The organism is uncultured Thiodictyon sp. (assembly GCF_903946935.1).
GTDB lineage: Bacteria > Pseudomonadota > Gammaproteobacteria > Chromatiales > Chromatiaceae > Thiodictyon.
The window spans coordinates 1-16,241 of the sequence record NZ_CAJAXH010000134.1 but is presented as its reverse complement, the minus strand read 5'-3'; the positions used below and the strand labels follow the sequence as shown (position 1 = coordinate 16,241).

General features: G+C 67.0%; 17 protein-coding genes and 2 pseudogenes. 7 read left to right on the top strand and 12 right to left on the bottom strand.

The features are described 5' to 3' along the window. Positions 1-392: pseudogene (locus QZX93_RS11720) on the top strand (TraB/VirB10 family protein); the annotation flags it as partial. A gap of 348 nt (positions 393-740) precedes the next feature. After that, positions 741-1,109, top strand: a complete 369-nt coding sequence (locus QZX93_RS11715; RefSeq protein ID WP_295390927.1) for a DNA-binding protein — start codon at positions 741-743, stop codon at positions 1,107-1,109. A gap of 48 nt (positions 1,110-1,157) precedes the next feature. Here QZX93_RS11715 and QZX93_RS11710 read toward each other — a convergent pair whose 3' ends face one another. Next, positions 1,158-1,742: a hypothetical protein gene (locus QZX93_RS11710; protein ID WP_295394617.1), complete on the bottom strand. Its 585-nt coding sequence runs from the start codon at positions 1,740-1,742 to the stop codon at positions 1,158-1,160. Positions 1,743-2,360: 618 nt separating this feature from the next. Between QZX93_RS11710 and QZX93_RS11705 the strand changes: the two genes are divergently transcribed. The 3 genes from QZX93_RS11705 to QZX93_RS11695 all read left to right on the top strand — a co-directional run bounded on the left by QZX93_RS11705 (position 2,361) and on the right by QZX93_RS11695 (position 4,210). Further along, positions 2,361-2,648, top strand: coding sequence for a hypothetical protein (locus tag QZX93_RS11705; RefSeq protein ID WP_295390931.1), 288 nt, complete (start codon positions 2,361-2,363; stop codon positions 2,646-2,648). A gap of 2 nt (positions 2,649-2,650) precedes the next feature. Then, the gene (locus tag QZX93_RS11700; RefSeq protein ID WP_295391014.1) at positions 2,651-3,166 is read left to right on the top strand and encodes a GNAT family N-acetyltransferase; all 516 of its coding nucleotides are present in this window, start codon (positions 2,651-2,653) and stop codon (positions 3,164-3,166) included. Positions 3,167-3,556: 390 nt separating this feature from the next. Continuing rightward, entirely contained in the window at positions 3,557-4,210 is a 654-nt protein-coding gene (locus QZX93_RS11695) for a DUF938 domain-containing protein (protein WP_295390933.1), read from the top strand. On the opposite strand, the gene QZX93_RS11690 is transcribed toward QZX93_RS11695, so the two are convergent. The 4 genes and pseudogenes from QZX93_RS11690 to QZX93_RS11675 form a co-directional block, all read right to left on the bottom strand. Then, entirely contained in the window at positions 4,211-5,122 is a 912-nt protein-coding gene (locus tag QZX93_RS11690; RefSeq protein ID WP_295390935.1) for a phosphodiester glycosidase family protein, read from the bottom strand. 293 nt (positions 5,123-5,415) lie between these two features. Beyond that, positions 5,416-5,862 (bottom strand): annotated as a pseudogene (gene msrB / locus QZX93_RS11685) (peptide-methionine (R)-S-oxide reductase MsrB); the annotation flags it as partial. A gap of 149 nt (positions 5,863-6,011) precedes the next feature. After that, complete coding sequence (msrA, locus tag QZX93_RS11680) at positions 6,012-6,692, bottom strand: peptide-methionine (S)-S-oxide reductase MsrA (RefSeq protein ID WP_295390937.1); 681 nt, start codon at positions 6,690-6,692, stop codon at positions 6,012-6,014. A gap of 61 nt (positions 6,693-6,753) precedes the next feature. Next, positions 6,754-6,945 (bottom strand): molybdopterin-dependent oxidoreductase, encoded by a 192-nt coding sequence (locus tag QZX93_RS11675; protein ID WP_295390939.1) that lies wholly within the window; start codon positions 6,943-6,945, stop codon positions 6,754-6,756. A 227-nt stretch (positions 6,946-7,172) separates the two neighbouring features. Between QZX93_RS11675 and QZX93_RS11670 the strand changes: the two genes are divergently transcribed. Together QZX93_RS11670 and QZX93_RS11665 are read left to right on the top strand one after the other, a co-directional pair. Further along, positions 7,173-7,748, top strand: a complete 576-nt coding sequence (locus tag QZX93_RS11670; protein ID WP_295390941.1) for a sigma-70 family RNA polymerase sigma factor — start codon at positions 7,173-7,175, stop codon at positions 7,746-7,748. After that, complete coding sequence (locus tag QZX93_RS11665) at positions 7,745-8,386, top strand: DUF1109 domain-containing protein (RefSeq protein ID WP_295390942.1); 642 nt, start codon at positions 7,745-7,747, stop codon at positions 8,384-8,386. Before QZX93_RS11670 ends, QZX93_RS11665 begins: the two co-directional genes overlap by 4 nt. A 50-nt stretch (positions 8,387-8,436) precedes the next feature. Here QZX93_RS11665 and QZX93_RS11660 read toward each other — a convergent pair whose 3' ends face one another. From QZX93_RS11660 to QZX93_RS11630, 7 genes are all read right to left on the bottom strand, one after another. Then, a complete protein-coding gene (locus QZX93_RS11660) occupies positions 8,437-9,885 on the bottom strand; it encodes an NAD-dependent succinate-semialdehyde dehydrogenase (RefSeq protein ID WP_295390944.1) in 1,449 nt (482 codons plus the stop codon). Between the two features lie 281 nt (positions 9,886-10,166). Further along, positions 10,167-11,201, bottom strand: coding sequence for a DNA-binding protein (locus QZX93_RS11655; RefSeq protein ID WP_295390946.1), 1,035 nt, complete (start codon positions 11,199-11,201; stop codon positions 10,167-10,169). Continuing rightward, entirely contained in the window at positions 11,198-11,461 is a 264-nt protein-coding gene (locus tag QZX93_RS11650) for a hypothetical protein (protein WP_295390948.1), read from the bottom strand. Before QZX93_RS11650 ends, QZX93_RS11655 begins: the two co-directional genes overlap by 4 nt. 9 nt (positions 11,462-11,470) lie before the next feature. Continuing rightward, a complete protein-coding gene (locus tag QZX93_RS11645; RefSeq protein ID WP_295394615.1) occupies positions 11,471-14,623 on the bottom strand; it encodes a DEAD/DEAH box helicase in 3,153 nt (1,050 codons plus the stop codon). Next, on the bottom strand, positions 14,620-15,477 hold the full coding sequence (locus QZX93_RS11640) for a hypothetical protein (protein WP_295390624.1): 858 nt from the start codon (positions 15,475-15,477) through the stop codon (positions 14,620-14,622). The genes QZX93_RS11645 and QZX93_RS11640 overlap by 4 nt, the downstream gene beginning before the upstream one ends. Before the next feature lie 144 nt (positions 15,478-15,621). Continuing rightward, the gene (locus tag QZX93_RS11635) at positions 15,622-15,855 is read right to left on the bottom strand and encodes a hypothetical protein (protein WP_295390622.1); all 234 of its coding nucleotides are present in this window, start codon (positions 15,853-15,855) and stop codon (positions 15,622-15,624) included. A 23-nt stretch (positions 15,856-15,878) separates the two neighbouring features. Next, entirely contained in the window at positions 15,879-16,055 is a 177-nt protein-coding gene (locus QZX93_RS11630; RefSeq protein WP_295390619.1) for a hypothetical protein, read from the bottom strand. Between the last annotated feature and the right edge of the window lie 186 nt (positions 16,056-16,241).

The window sequence follows — 16,241 nt, the reverse complement described above, 5'->3', positions numbered from 1 at the left end:
CCGCCGCCCCGGCCCCGGGCGAACTGTTCATCCCGGCCGGCAGCATCCTCACCGGCGTGCTCCTCAACGGCCTGGACGCCCCCACGGGGCAGGGCGCCCGGCAGCAGCCGACCCCGGCCCTGGTGCGGATCAAGCACGACGCGCTCCTGCCCAATCGGTTCCGCGCGGACGTCAAAGAGTGCTTCGTGATCGTCGGCGGCTTTGGGGATCTCGGGTCGGAGCGCGCCTATCTGCGCGCCGAGACCTTGACCTGTGTGCGCACCGACGGCGGGGTCATCGAGGTCCCGCTCGACGCCTACGCGGTCGGCGAAGACGGCAAGGTCGGCATCCGCGGTCGGCTGGTGAGCAAGCAGGGCGCACTGCTCGCCAAGGCGTTGCAGGCCGGATTCCTGATCGCGTTCTCGAAGTCGATGCGGGACGGGGGATTGAGCTCATCATCAACAAGGGCACGTCGCTCAAGTTGAAATGATGTCGAACCCGAAGCCACGCATTCTGCTCGTCGTTCCCGACCCCACCCGGCAGCGCCCGGTGCGCACGGCGTTGTCGCGCGGTCGGGCGCTGGTCGCGACCGAGGAGTCGGGGGAGGCGGTGTCGATGGTTGCTCGGAATGGACGCCGATCGGCATCGTTCAGCAGGCGACTTACCCGTCGCGACAGGCCGCGGGACGGTCTGGGACTTGATCTGTGCCTGTACTGTGCGTAGAATGTGCATTTACGACATGCCACATCAGGTGCAACGCCATGGCCGCCATCTTCGCAGATGTACTCGAATCGACGCGGGAACCCGGGACGTCGCGGTTCTCTGCACCGGGCGTCGCCGACATCCTTGGCCTGCAGCAGCAGGATCTGGCCGAGCTGGCGGGGGTCCATCGCAACACCCTGCGCACCCACCCGGAATCGCCAAGACTGCAATCCGCACTGCGTGACCTGATGCGCGTGTTGTCGGCCGCCACGGCGGTACAGCCGGACCCACAACGCGCCATCTTCCTGGTCAAGAACGAACCCATTCCTGCGTTCCGTCACAAGTCCCTATTGCAACTGGTGCAGGAAGGCCGGACCGAGGATGCGATCGGCTACCTGGAGTCAATCAGCACCGGGTTCGTCGGTTGATCCTCTTCGATCTACCCCACGGAACCACGTTATTCCGGTGCACATCGTTCAGTCGCGCTTGTTGAGGTCGGGCGTTCGGTCGTCTGTCTCGGGCAGACTTCGCCCCACCGATTCCCCCAACGCGGCCAGCCAAGTCTCGCTGTCGGGGCTGTCGATCACCGCGTCTGCGAGCGTCAGCAGCCGCTCGAATTCGTCGATCCGCTCCATGAGCGGTCGGCTGTCGGCGGCGATCGCTGCTCCGAAGCGTTTCTCGACTTGAATCAACAGCATGTTGTAGCTCCCCTGCAACGCTTTTCGGCGCGCGCGCGACCTGGTCTCCTGCGGGTCAGGCCGCTCACGGAACTGCCAAAAGCGATCCGCGGGCATCGCGTATTCGCGCTGTACTGTCTCCAGCGTGGCCATTGCGATGTCCGATTCGCGGATGGTCTTGTGCAGCCGGTTAAGCTCCTCGCGCCGCCACTCGTCGTCGTCTTCCGGGTCCGCGGCCGTCAGCAGGTTCGAGCCGGCGCGGTCGCACAGCTCGATGGCGATCCGCGTGATCCGAAAGGGGTCGTCCGAGTGGATCCAGAAAAAGAGCCGGTACCGGTAGGCGATATCCCAGTGGGGGTCCCAGTCGCCGGCCAGCGAGCCCATGTCGGCGCTGCGCGTCGGCTGGGTCAGGTACTGCAACCAGCCCAACAGATTGAGCCGCAACCCGTAGTCTCGCCAGGGACGAAGATAGCGTGCCGTGGCAACGAAACGTCTGACATCGCATGGCGAGCGACAGCGTTCCCGTGTGGGGAGCGATGACGTAATAGTCGTACCAGCCGCGTGTCGACATTTCGGGGTCTCTCGGGGTGTTCGGTATCGGTCGGGCACGGCGGCCAGTGTGCCAATCGGGTTTTCAAGCGGAGCGCTTGCCCACCGCGATGCCCGCGGTCTCTTTGCAGCGGAACGACTTGATCAAGCGCGCGATATTCGCGCCTCAGCCGGTGGCCGTCAATGCCGGGAAGCGAGGTAGGGCGGATGCCCACAGGGCGATCTGCCGCTTCGGGCCTCCCCGTCACGCGCGAGGCGGAAGGGGCGACTGTCGCCAGGTGGTCCAGCCGGTGCGGGCGGGGCCTTGATCAGGGCCGTCGTGCGGTAGGCAAGCCAACGGGAAAGTGAAGCGCTTTCCTTGCCCGCGTTTCTGAACCGCAGGCGCACGGCGGTCTTCCGTATCATGCTAGACTTCTCTACAGTTCTGTAGAAACCACCGCGAGCAGGTGCGACGTGACCCAGATTTCCGCGAACATCTCTCCCGAAACCCGTGATCGCCTGGAACGGTACGTCCGTGCCCGGGGGATGAAGAAAGGGTTCGTGATCGAGCAGGCGCTGCTGCACCATCTACAGGCCATCAGCGAGATCCCTGAGGATATCGTGATACCCCCGCGTCTCGTGGTCACGGCCGCCTCGGGCGAGCGGCTGCTGGAGCGGCTGGAGTCTCAGGAGGCCCCCAATCGGGCCATGCGTGAACTCTTCGGCGAGGACCCGGGGCCCGCTCACAGTGACCCCTTGTGAGCATGAGGATTCGGCGGCTGGAGCCTGGCGACAATCGCGACCGCTTCCGCAGCGGACACCCAGACCTCGACCGCTTTTTCCATCGCTTTGCGGGCCAAAACCAGTTTCGCCACCATGTCGGCGTCACCTACATCGCGGTCGAGGATGACGCGATCCTGGGCTTTGTCACCGTCTCGCCGTCCGAGATCGAAATCGATGCGCTCCCCGCCGAGCGCCGTCGCCGGTTACCGCGCTACCCCTTGCCGACGCTACGATTGGCGCGACTGGCGGTGGCCGAGACGGCGCGGGACCGCGGGGTCGGCCAGGTCCTGCTGCGCTTCGCCTTGACCCTCGCCCGCCGCATGGCCGACGAGATCGGGTGTGTCGGCGTCGTCGTCGACGCGAAACCCGAGGCACAGACGTTCTATCTTCGCTATGGCTTCGAGCCGGTGTCGGTGGTCGAGGGCGGCCTGATCGATCGACCAGAGCCAACACCGATGTTTCTGCCGCTGTCATCGATTCCGTGCCCCGAGAGATAGGTCTACGGTCTGGGCCGACTGCCGACGATGCCCCGGATCAAGTGAGCGATCAAACGCTTGCCGCCAAGCGCCGCGCTGGCGGTGCTGCTGCTACCGACGCTCGGTTTGTTGCCGGTCAAGCTGCTCGCGCTGTGGCTGATCGTCCGTGGCGCGGCGCGGTGGCAGCGCACCTAAGCGCCCCGCGGCCCGGTGCCGCCCGGCCGCAGTGCCTTCGACCTGCCGAGACGAACGCACGCGCCGCAGAGAACGCTGCCTCACTGGTCGTATACTCGCAGCAATTGCAGGAGAGGGCATCCACAGGACCGGCGACCCCCGGTTCTGCCCGATCTGCGCTTGCCCAATCACCACCGCTGTCGCGGGTTGCGACAACCCGCGCCAGGACCAATCCCAATGGCAACACGCTCGCTCCACGACAAACCCTTCTCGCTGGCCTGCGAGGAGAACCAAGCCCCCATTTTCGCGGTCGTCGCTCCCCTGTTCGCGAAGGCCCGCCAGGTCTTGGAGATCGGCAGCGGTACGGGCCAACATGCGGTCTACTTCGCCAACCGGCTGCCTCACCTGATCTGGCAGACCAGCGATGTTCCGGCCCAGTTGCCGGGTATCCGGTTGTGGTTGGCCGAGGCTCGGCTGCCCAACCTGCCGGAGCCCCTGAGCCTGGACGTCACCGGCGACTGGCCGGCCGGCCCGTTCGACGGCGTCTTCAGCGCCAACACCGCCCACATCATGGGACTGCCGGAGGTCGGCCGGATGTTCCTCGGCGTGGGTCAGATCTTGGCTGCTGGTACATCCTTCGCACTCTATGGCCCGTTCAGCGATGGCGGACGGCAGACGAGCGAGAGCAATGCCCGCTTCGATGCCTCGCTCAAGGCCCGGGACCCGCGGATGGGGGTGCGGGACTTGGACGATCTGCGGGCGTTGGCGGCTCGGGCGGGTTTGGAACTGCGCGCCGATCACCCGATGCCGGTCAACAATCGGACGCTGGTTTGGTGCCGGTGCGACTCGGCAGGATCGCGAACGCATCCGGCCACGCGGCCTGAGGTCTGATCAACGCGACCAAGCGCGATGTAGGTGCCCCGGGCCAGCCGACGGTTTTGCTCCGATTGCCGCCGCCGGCCGATTCGTCCCTGGGGGCGTTTGTGCCACCCGCGTCCCTCCGGCGGCCTCTCGGCGCGGGGTAATTCCAAGCAGGTTGCGGACGCGTTTCCAGGGACTTAGGCTCACCGGAGCCGTGTCGCCCCGCCGGTCGAAGAAAAATCCGGTCGAGCTTCCGCCGTCGAGGTTGAGGGCGCGATCGACCCTCCAAGGAATCAGGGCACCGGTCGAGGCGAGACATTGCGCGAAGTCGGCGAGGGTGAGCGGGCTCACGGTGGCACCCAAGACCCAGCGCCCGTGCCCATCCGTGGCAATGAAGGTCCGGCGGTTGGGAGCGGACGCGGACAGACCCCGCACCGCCCGCGCGCCCTCCACGAGATACGGACCGCTCTGCAGCAACGCGGCGATGTCCGGGTGATCCCGGAACTGGGCCCGCCGGACGAGGTGGACACCCTGACTATCGCTGTAGACGACACCGCTGAGGAGCTTGGCGGTTTCGAACCGGTTGATCCGGCGGCCAGCGGAGATCACCAGCCCGGATGGCTGCAGGTCCGGGTGGAAGAATCCACCGTTGACCCCCGCGACGCATCCTTCGGCCCGAAAGCCATCCTCCAGGGTCGGATAGACGGGCTCGGCACCGGCCCCGAGATCGACGACCTTCAGGTGGAACGCCGGCGAGGTGAAGAAGGCGAGGTGCGCCGTGACTTGCCGACCGTCGGAGGGACGGACCGCCGACCGTTCGGCGTAAAACAGGTCCGTTGTGATCTCCTGCCGGTCCGATCCCCCCACGGGTGTCCAGTCCGTCGCGCTGGCGCTCGCGGCGACCATCAGGCAGGCCCAGAGAAGAACGCGTGGTGAAGTCATACCCGCAGGTCGGTCGGCGGTGGATGTGGAGGCGTCGGCGAGGATAGCCCAAGCATGCGGGGGGTTTGACCTGGCGGTCAACCTCTTCGCGCAGAATAGCGGTCACCGCCGGCCGTGAGCGCGCAGGATTGAAGTGCTCCATCGCAATTCCAGCCGCTGCATCCCATTCAGGGGGATGATGACCACCGGTCGGATCGCAATCGGTTGCGGTGCAGCGCAATTGCGCGCCCGCAACGAACGCGCGCCTGTGCCAGTGGGCGCTCCATACCTCGCTGAAGGCCGTGCGTTGGTGTTCAATCGTGGCCGGTTGATCCCCCTTTCTCGAACAGGGGCAAGAAGTCGCCATAGCCCTCCCGCTTCAGATCGGCGACCTGGATGAAGCGCAGGGCGGCGGAGTTGATGCAGTAGCGCAGTCCCGTGGGCTTGGGACCGTCGTCGAAGACGTGTCCAAGATGGGAGTCCGCAATGCGCGAGCGCACCTCGGTGCGCGTCATTCCCCCGGCCCGGTCTTGGCGTTGTTCGACCGCGTTGGGTTCGAGCGGCGCGTAGAAGCTTGGCCAACCGGTCTTGGAGTCGAACTTCTGCAGCGAACTGAACAGGGGCTCGCCCGAGACCACGTCGACGTAAAGACCCGCTTCATGGTTGTCCCAGTAGCGGTTGCGGAAGGGGGGCTCGGTGCCTTCCTCCTGAGTGATCTCATACTGGAGCGGGTCAAGGCGCGCTTTGATCTGCGCTGGTGAAGGTTTTTGCCAGCGTGGCGTCTGGGCCGTCGGCGCGCCGTCGAGGCGCGTTGCTTCGGCAGCCTGGGCCGATTCCGGCGGCCACGGGGCGACCAGCAGTACAGCCGCCGCGGTGATGGCCGTCGCCACCAGGACGTGGGTCGTGTTCATCATTGGTCGGTATAGAGGTTAGGGAGCGCGCGCCGCAGCGCGCCGATCTTGGGCAGGTCGTTGATGACGATGTAGGGCTGGTTGGGATGGCGCACCAGATAGTCCTGGTGGTAGGGCTCGGCCGGATAGAAGCCCCCGAGCGGTGTGACCTGGGTGACGATGGGGCGCGCATAGGCGCCCGCCGCCGCCAGTTGGGCGATGTAGGCATCGGCGATGCGCTGCTGCTCGTCGTTGGTCGTGAACAGGGCCGAGCGATACTGGGTGCCGCTGTCCGGACCCTGGCGGTTGAGCTCGGTGGGGTCGTGCGCCACCGCAAAGAACACCTTCAGCAGTTGTCCGTAGGTGACCTGCGACGGGTCGTAAGTCACGCGGACCGACTCGGCGTGGCCGGTGGTGCCCGAGCTCACCTGTCGATAGGTCGCGGTGTCGGCATCCCCCCCGGCATAGCCCGAGACGACCTCGCGTACGCCCTTGACGTGCTCGAAAACACCTTCGACGCCCCAGAAGCATCCGCCGGCCAGGACTGCCGTTTCCTTGCCGGGCGTTGGCGGCTCATCGACCTTCGGGTCAGGCAACGCGCCCGCCCGGAGGCTGGAGGTCATTGCGAACAGGACTGCCGCGACCAGTGTCGCGGCCGCGGGGCCGGTTCCCAGGATCGTGCGTGTCGAGCGTTTGATCATGATGATCTCCTGGTTGGATGATGCGTTTCTGAGGCCGGTACTTCAGGGCGCCGAGCGCGACTCAGCTGCCGCCGAACCAGTTGTACCCCTGGTCTTCCCAGTACCCGCCGGGGTAGGTGTTGGTGACGAAGAGTGCCTGGATGTGCTTGGGATTCTTGTAGCCGAGCTTGGTCGGCATCCGCAGCTTCATCGGGTAGCCGTAGCGGGCCGGTAACGTCTGGCCGTCGTAGGTCAGGGTCCGAACGTAAGGCATGTGCAGTCACCTCGTCTCGATGAATGGTTGGCGGCGCTGGCGGGGCGATGCAGTCCGCGTTGCCCGGTCTGTCAGCCTGGCGTTCAAGCTGGGTCTGCAAGCAAGTTCGCGCCGTGGTGGTGAACGGTTACAGCACCGGGCAAACTCCTCGTCCGGCCGATCTCGCCCCATCCTGTCATCACGGTTTTTTAGCCAGGTTTCTGTAACCAAAGGTGGCGCTTCAACGAATGACTGAACAGGTGCACTTCGACTCCACCGAGGCGCGTTTGCGGCACGCGTTGCTGCAAGGACGCGACGGTGATGCCGTGGCCTACCACGGCTTCCTAAACGCCTTGACCGCACATCTGCGCGCGTATTTCCGGCGGCGCTTGATCGCGTTGCCCGATGAGGTGGAGGATCTCGTGCAGGAAGCCCTGCTTGCCGTTCACAACCAGCGGCATACCTACGACGCCGGCCAGCCCCTGACGGCCTGGGTGCATGCCATTGCCAAGTACAAGCTGGTCGACCGGCTGCGTCGGCGGGCCGGTAAGGAGCGACTGACGGACCCGCTGGACGCGGTGCTGGAGAACACGGCGGAGCTCTTCTCCACCGCCGATGGCGAGGCCGCCGAGGCGCGCATCGATGTGCACAAGCTGCTGGCCCAACTGCCCGAGCGCCAACGCGTGCCCATCGTGCGCACCAAACTGGAGGGCTTGTCCGTGGCGCAGGCGGCGATGGCGACGGGCATGTCGGAGTCGGCCATCAAAGTCGGCGTACATCGTGGACTTAAGGCCCTGGCCGCACTGATAAAAGGTGAGACATGAAGACCGATGAGCTGGTTGTGCTGCTGGCAACGGGCGTGGAGCCCGTCGAACGGCACCCCGTGGGCCGCCGGCATGCCGTCGCGATGGGTCTGGGTTTGATTGGCGCGGGGGCGCTGATGCTGATCCTGCTCGGGCTGCGTCCCGATCTGGGCGACGCGGTACGTCTGCCCATGTTCTGGGTCAAACTCGCCTTCGTCGCCGGCCTGGCCTGGGCCAGTCTGCTCGCCGCCATGCGTCTGTCGCGCCCCGGCATGGCGCTGGCGTGGGTGCCCGCGGCGCTGGTCGCGCCCGCGCTGGCGATCTGGGTCCTGGCCGCCTTCGTGCTGGCCCAGGCAGCGCCGGTGGAGCGGCCCGGGCTGATCTTCGGGGCGACCTGGACGTCCTGCCCTGGGCTGATTGCGCTGCTCGCGGTGCCGGTGTTCGTCGCCGTGTTCTGGGCGATGCGCGGACTGGCACCGACCCAACTGCCGTTGAGCGGCGCGGCGGCGGGACTGCTCGCCGGCAGCCTCGGCGCGCTGGTGTATTGCCTGCATTGCCCGGAGCTCGCGGCGCCCTTTCTTGGCACCTGGTATCTGCTCGGCATCCTGATCCCCGCCCTGGTCGGCGGTTTGCTCGGGCCGCGTCTGTTGCGCTGGTAGGCAAGGCGCATCTGCCGCTCAGTGACCGCACTGGGTCGGTCGCCGACCACCTACAGGCCCACGCAGAGATATTTGGTCTCCAGATACGCGTCGAGCCCCTGCCGTGCCCCCTCGCGGCCGAATCCTGACTGTTTGATCCCGCCAAAAGGTGCGATCGCGGTGGAAATGAGCCCGGTATTGAGTCCCACCATCCCATACTCCAGGGCCTCCGCGACGCGGAAGGCGCGTCCCAGGTCGCGCGTGTAGAAATAGGCGGCCAGGCCGAATTCGGTCGCGTTGGCCAACGCGATGGCCTCGGCCTCGGTGTGAAAACGAAAGATCGGCGCCAGCGGACCGAAGGTCTCCTCACGGGCCACCCGCATCCCCGGTTGCACCCCGACCATCACGGTCGGCTCGAAGAAGGTACCACCCAGGGCGTGGCGGCGCCCACCGGTCAGGATTCGCGCGCCGCCAGCGACGGCGTCGGCGATCTGGGCCTCCACCTTGGCGACGGCTGCCGCGTTGATCATCGGACCCTGTACCACGCCCGCCGTCACTCCGGCGCCGACCTTGAGCCCCGCCACCTGCTCGACCAGTCGGGCGACGAAGGCGTCGTGGACACCGGACTGGACCAGCAGCCGGTTGGCGCAGACGCAGGTCTGACCACTGTTGCGGTACTTGGACTCGATGGCGCCGGCCACCGCTCCCTCCAGGTCCGCATCGTCGAAGACGATGAAGGGGGCGTTGCCGCCCAGTTCCAGTGACAAGCGCTTCAGCGTATCCGCGCACTGGCGCATGAGTAGCCGCCCAACCTCGGTGGAGCCGGTGAAGCTCAGCTTCCGAACGGTGGGGTTGGCGGTCAGTTCGGCGCCGATGACCTCGGGCGCCCCGGTGACCAGATTGAGGACACCGGCCGGCAGCCCCGCGCGCTCCCCGAGCACCGCCAGCGCCAAGGCCGACAGCGGCGTCTCCTGCGCCGGCTTGACCACCAGGGTGCAGCCGGCGGCCAGCGCCGCGGCGGCCTTGCGGGCGATCATGGCGGTCGGGAAGTTCCAGGGCGTGATGGCCGCGCAGACCCCGACGGGTTGGCGCATGACCAGGAGCCGCCGGTCCGCCTGGTGGGGCGGAATCAACTCGCCGTAGACCCGCCGGCCTTCCTCCGCGAACCACGCGAAGTACGACGCCGCATAGGCGATCTCCCCGCGTGCTTCCGCGAGCGGCTTGCCCTGCTCGGCGGTCATGATCTGCGCCAGATCGTCCTGGGCGGCGAGCATCAGGTCATGCCAACGGCGCAGAATCGCCGCGCGCTCGGCGGCAGTCAGCGCCCGCCAGGCCGGCCAGGCCTGCTGCGCTGCCGCGATGGCGCGCCGGGTCTCAGCGGTGCCCATGGCGGGAACCCCGCCGATGGTCATCCCGGTGGCGGGATCGGAGACGGGGAAGGTGCCGTCATCGTCGGCGTGGGTCCAGCGTCCGTCGATCAGGGTCTGGTTGCGCAGCAGCGTGGGGTCATTCAACTGCATGGGATAGTGCTCGCAGGGTTGGACTTGCCGTCATTATGGGCCGCTCTGTGGCGCCACGCTGGCTCAGGAGTGAGAAGGGATTCCCGATCCCCATGCTCACGCTCCCGTCCGGCCCAGGTGCGTCGGTCGTCCCCGCGACTTGACCGCGGTGCGCCGGATCGCCCCGTCGGTGGCCGCGAACCTCAGCCAATCTCGGTCTTGCTGATCCGCTCCCGGCCAGGCAGGCGGGGAGGTGGCCCGGCTTGGCGTGCGTCATCGCGCGGCGGTTGGTTCCACGGGAATCAGGATGAGGCCTTCCCGGGCTCCTGGAGGATGGGGGTTGCCAACGGCGCGGTGCCCTCCGGGCTGGCGAAGCGGCCAGTGATCCCGGACTGCACCTTCCGAAGGTCGTGCCGCAAGCGTTGCGTCTCCAGGGTCAGGGCTTTCTTCTCGTCGGTCAGCGCCGTTTCCCGGGCACGGGCATCCGCCACTGCCGCCTGATGCTCGGCGAGGCGGCTGAGCCAGTGCTGGGTGTCCGCATCCCGCGCCTGCTGTTCCGCCTGGACCGTGGCGGTGAGCGTCGCAAGCTGGCCGTCGCGCTCGGACACCGCGCCGCGCAAGTGGTCCGCCAGCGCCTGTGCCGCTTCAAGGTCCGCCCGCGCCTGCGTCGCCGCGTCCCGGGCGGTCGCCTCCGCGCGCTCCAGCAACTCGGCCCGCGCGGTTGCGACCTCCTGCTCCACCTGGAGCCGGGCGATGCGCTCTTGGGCCGCCGTGAGGCTTTCTACCGACGCGGCGGCAACCCGCTCGGCATGATCCCGTTGGCGGGCCTGGTCCTCGCCCTGCGCGCGGGCCTGCGCCAGGGCCTCGGTCGTCTCCGCCAATGCCTCGGTACGGGCGGCGAGCGTGTTGCCGGCCAGGTCCAGGGCGTCCTGGGTTTCCCGCAGCGTGGTGCCCTGACGGTCCAGCTCGGCGGCCAGTCGCTCGATCTCGGTCCTGGCCGCGTCACGCTCCCCAGCGACCGCCGCGACCTTGGCGTCCAGCGCCGAGACCTGGGCCTCAAGCGCCGTCTTCGCGCCGACCCACTGCTCGCCAGCCAGCCGGCACGCCTGGTCCCAGACCTCGACCACTTGCGTGCGCAGCGCGTCGGGAATGCCGGGTATCTGAAACCGCCGGGCGGCCTCGTCGAGCCAGTCGTCGATCCCGGCGCCGATCGCCTGCTGGGAGCCCTTGCCGCCCAGTCCCTCGCGGACCGCGGCGATCGTCGGGCGCTTGCCGGCGGCGGCGAGGGTACAGGCGGTCTCGAAGGCGCGTTGGCGGGTCGCTCCGTGGGCGCTCATGGTGATTCCGGTGGGCGACGGAACGCATCACCGGCGCCGATGCCAACGCGCTCGACGATCGAACTCACGGCGCCACGGACGGACCAGTCGCCGGTCCAGTCCTCCCCCGGCCGATGCACCAGGCGATCGAGCCATAGACGGATGACTTCACCCTCCGGGTTCCGATCAAGCCCCAGGACCTGCGCCACGATGGGCGCTGAACGCCCTGAGCGGCGGATGGTGACTGACCCGTCGCCAATGACAATCTCGATATCACTCATCATCGCCCCCTATGCCGCCAGTCGGTCCCGGACCTCATGGGTCCGGCACCCCATCAGCCCCGCCAAGTCTTCGACGAACCGCCCCAGAATAGTATCCAGGTGCAGGAACTCCACATCGTCCAACTCCGGCGTACACCAGTCGAGTCCGGCCCGTATCGCGTCACCCTTGTGCGCAACCATCTGCCCTTGGTAGTCGTCGATCGACCCCCGCAAGTGGACGAACTCCGTCGTGACGGGCCGGGTCTGCTGGGGCCGCAGCACGCGACCTTCCGCCTGGTCCTCGGTCTTGGCGGTCCAGGAGCGGGTGAGGAACAGCACCCGGTCGGCCTCCGGGATGTTCAGCCCCTTCTGCGCCACCCCAAGACTTGCCAACAGCACCGGGGCGGGGCCGGCGCGGAAGCGCGTGTTCAGTTCCCGGACCCGCTCGGCAATGGGCTTGCCGCCATGGATGGTGACGTGCTCGACCCCGCGCCCATCCAAGGCCCGCCCGATGACCTCCAGCAACTCGGGCCATTCGGAATAGGTGATCACCTTGTGGCCGTCCTCGACCAAGGCCCCCAACCGGTCCACCACATACCGCTGTTTGCTGGTGAGCCCGCCGTCGTAGACGAACGGGGACTTGTCCGAGCGGCGTTGCGGGATCGCCGCCGCGATCTGCACCGCCTGGATGCGCGCGAGCAGGGCGATCAGGTTACGCTCGCGGGAATTGGCCTGGCCCTTCATGTACCACTGGCGGAAGTCCTCCGCGACCCGCAGGTAATGGGCCAGGTGTGCCGGGTCCCAATCCAGGGTGGTCACGCGGTGCTCCGGTACCGGGATCTGAAAGTGCCGCGCCACATCGGGTTCCTGGGCCACGCGCCGCTTGACGTGGTGGGCCAGGGCCGCCCGGTAGGCCGACAGATTGCGCAGCTTCGGCACCTCCCGCTTGGCACCAGTGGTCATGTCGTCCTTGAACTCATTGGTGACCCACTCCAGGGTGACGAACTGCTCGCGCACCCGATCGACCCCGGGCACGCAGTCGCGGGTCGACTGCCGCAGCGCCGGGTCCAGATACCACCGGTGCATCCCATAAACCTGGGCGGCGGTCGCATCGCCCCCGGTGAAGGCGAGCACAGAGAAGGCATCGCGCGGGTAGTTCCCAAGCGGGGTCCCGGACAACGCATGGCGCCGCTTGGCTGCAACCTTCCGCAAGGCCGCGCTCTGGGCGGTCCCCTTGTTGCGCAACAGGTCCCCCTCGTCGGCGACCAGGCAACCGATCCGGTGCCGCAGCCGGCTTGCGTAGGTCCGCCGCTGGTGGGCACCGTTGATTGGCGCCCGCAGCCGGTGGTAACTGATCACGTTGATCCGCCGCAGTCGATCGAGGTCCTGCGGGCGCTGGATCACCTGCCATTCCGTAGCCGGGATCGGCAGCTTGGCCAGTTCGGTGCGTATTTCGTCGATCAGGTACGCCTCGGTGCAGATCAGCCCGGCGGTGCAGCCTGACAGCAGGATCAGCCCGGCCGCGAGCCGCGCTTTGCCGAGCCCGACCGCCCAGGCGGCGATGGCACCGCGGGTCATTGATAGTTCCAGCAGGTCCTCGAACTGGTAGTCCCAGGACAGGAATCCATCCAGGCCCAGCGCCTGCCCACGGCGGCGAAGTTCCGCCGCCCGCTCGGGGAACGCCGTCAGGCGTCCGGGATGGACCGTCTCCCAGTGGTCCTCTGTCTGTCCGGTGACGACGGCGAAGCGGCGGTTGAGCGCTTCCTCTGATAGCCCGAAGTCACGCCCGCCGACCCGGTACCGGTAGGACCCGGCACCGTCGGGCGCGAAGGCCACCTCCGCCCCCGCCTTGATGACCGGCGAGCCCCAGGTATCGGGGTCCACCAGGTGTGTGGTGCGCGCCTTGCCGACGATTGCGGCGGCCGGGCCATGCGCCATGTCGGCCTTGACCAGGACCGTATGCCGGAAGGGGGTGCGCTCAATGCGCAGCCGGCGGGCGCGCTTGTGCAGATACCGCAACAACCCGGGGTCGACTTCCAGGTCGGCGCCCGCCGCGCGGATCACGTCGCACAGCGCACCAATAGACGCCAGCGGGTCCGCCTGGGTCAGGTGGACCTCGATATCCAGCGCACCCTGGCCGGTGTACTTCACCCCTTTGGGGTAACGGTGGCCGTCGATCACCGGGGCGGTGAGCCGCTCGCGCAGGACTGCGTTGCGGACTTTCGCTTCCATCAGCCCACAGGCAAAGCCGAGGGTCAGCTTGCGCCCTGAGTGGCCGAGCCGGACCCTGGTGTTGCCTGTGACCGGGCGGGTGATGGTCGGTCCTTCGTCGACGATGCCGGTCTCACGCAGCCGGGGGTTCAGGTGGTCCGAAGTGCGGCACGACAAGCCCAAGTCCGGCGCCAGGGTCAGCGCGTCGTCCAGGGTCTCGACGCAGACCTTGGTGCCGGGGGCTCGTGGTTCGTTGGCGAAGAACAGCACGGATACTCGCACCTCGGCACCCTGTTCGCGGAAGCACCAGGCGGGGGCGTGGAATGCGGCCACCAGTCGCGGCCAGGCCCCGGGGTCGGCCAGGATGGTGTCGGTGTAGGACCGGGGAAGGACCGCCGCCACCAGGTCGGCCGCCGCCAGTGCCTGCTGCAAGGCGTAGGCGTGCGAAAGGGCCGAGGTATCCGGCCCGAAGCGCCCGTAGTGCGTGGCTGGGCCGGCAACCAGGGTCGGGGCCTCCAAGTGGAGCGAAAAGGGTGGGTTAATCAGGGCGACCCCGAAGCCGGTCGGGTCGATCTGCTCCATGCCCACGGTTGAGAAGTGGCACTGGAACTCGGCCGCTTTGGCGGCGTCACCGAGCGCCGTCACGCTGGGACCGTGAACATCGGTCCCGGTCAGTGTGTGGCGGGCCGGATCGGCGAACTGAAGCAGGGCGCCGGTGCCGCAACTGGTGTCGATCAGGGGTACCCGGGCGCCTTCACCGTCGCCGGACAAGGCGCGGTCCACCGCGGGGGCGACCATGCGCCAGATCCAGGCGGCGAGGGCGTCCGGGGTGAAGAACTGGCCAAGGTGCGCCAGGCGGGCCGTGTGCAGTCCAGCGAGTGACCCCGGGCGCTTCGCCTGGCTCCCGAGTGAGGCCCGGCCGCGCAGGGCCTGGCGCCAGTGGGCGGCCGGGACGGGTGCGTCAGTGGTCATGCGGCCTCCTGGGCATCGGCGCTCTCGGAATGTCGGCCATAGAGGGCCAGGAACAGTTGCAGCTGCGTGCCGATCGCGGCGCCGAAGACGAACTCAAAGCGAGTGTGATAGGTAATGATGTGCAGGGCAGGGGAGACCCGCAGGCGTTGCCGGGAGACCACGTTGTAGTCACGGACACACAGTTGGCGTTTCGCCTCGTCGAGCCCGCCCGCCAGATTGCTGGCGTCCTCCGCCCAGACCGCGAACGTCTGCAGGTAGCCGAGCAATTGAGCAAGCTCCTCTTGCCGGCCCCATGACAGCGGCTTCCGGGTGTGCGTCTCGAATGAACGGTCGATAAAGACCCGCATGGACAGGACGACGCCCTCGCGTCGGCGTTCGACAACGGCCCCCGGCCGCAGGTCAAATGCGCCGTCGATGCAGCACGCCGCCTTGCGATAGGCCAGCTCAACACCCTGTTCGCCGCCATAGCCCTGCTCCAGCTCGACCCACAAAGCCGCCGGATCGAACCGCTCGGGACGAAAGACGTAATCCCGACCCGAGCGGTCGTCGCAGGCATCATTGACGAAGCGGGTCTGGAAGTCCTTATAGGGAATACTCAGCGCCGGGCAGCCGGCCGGCGTGAACGTCTCGCTCGCCAGACGGACCAGGCGCGCGACGATCTCCGCGGCGCGTTTGGTGAGGTCCGTCCAGGACTCATAAAAGTCCTTGGAAAAGGTTTGCTGGGAAAACTCCGTTATCGCAAGCTCATTGGCCTCACGTTGAGCGATTGCATTGGCTCGCGCATCGAATGCCTGTCTGGCTGCGACATACTCGCCCCAGAGTTCGGCGTAGACCGCACCAGGATTCTTATTCATTTCCCATCTCATCTGAAGCAATCAAGCGCTATACGGCAGTTCGCGCCGTCGGCTTGCGACCGACAAACGCATAAGCCGTCGAATTGGCACGACAGCAGCCTTTGCCGCTATGAATCCCGCCCTGGCGAGTCCACATCCACGCTCTTAGTCGGCCAGGACGACTGCTGTCACACGGCACGCGACCAACTCCGGAATCCCAGCGATGGCCGCATCAACCGCCCGCTGTACAACTCCGGATAGATTGAGTTGCGTGAACGCCTCGCTCAGCTTTTCGCCCTTCTGTTCGTCCCACTCGCCATCGGCGTCGAGTGGTTCGTCGATCCATAGGTGGACCGTGGCAGAAGCCCATATTCCGCGGGGTTGCGCTGTTTCGTTCATGGTGGGTACTCCAAAAATCTGATCTAAAAGACGAAGTCCAACTGTTGCCCGGGCGCTGGGACCGTCGGCGGTAGACCCAAGGCGGTTTCGATGGCCCGTTGGTTCGGGTAAAACACCTTGTCTGCCAGGGACCGTGGGCAACCCACATAGGTCCCGTCTTGATCATTGAAGGTGGGCCATTCTTTGTCGGCGTGCCACATAAGCGACCCAATCCGGCGCCATTGGTAGTATGTGCGAAACCTACCAAACTGAAGTTTCCTACTTTTGATAGGCAGCCTTGGTCATGATGCCGCCTATGCTATTCCCAGTTCCTGCCCTTGAGCGCGTGTGCCGCACATCGGCGCGCCGGCCGGATGGTCGGAACGGTTAACGGTGACTGAGGTCGG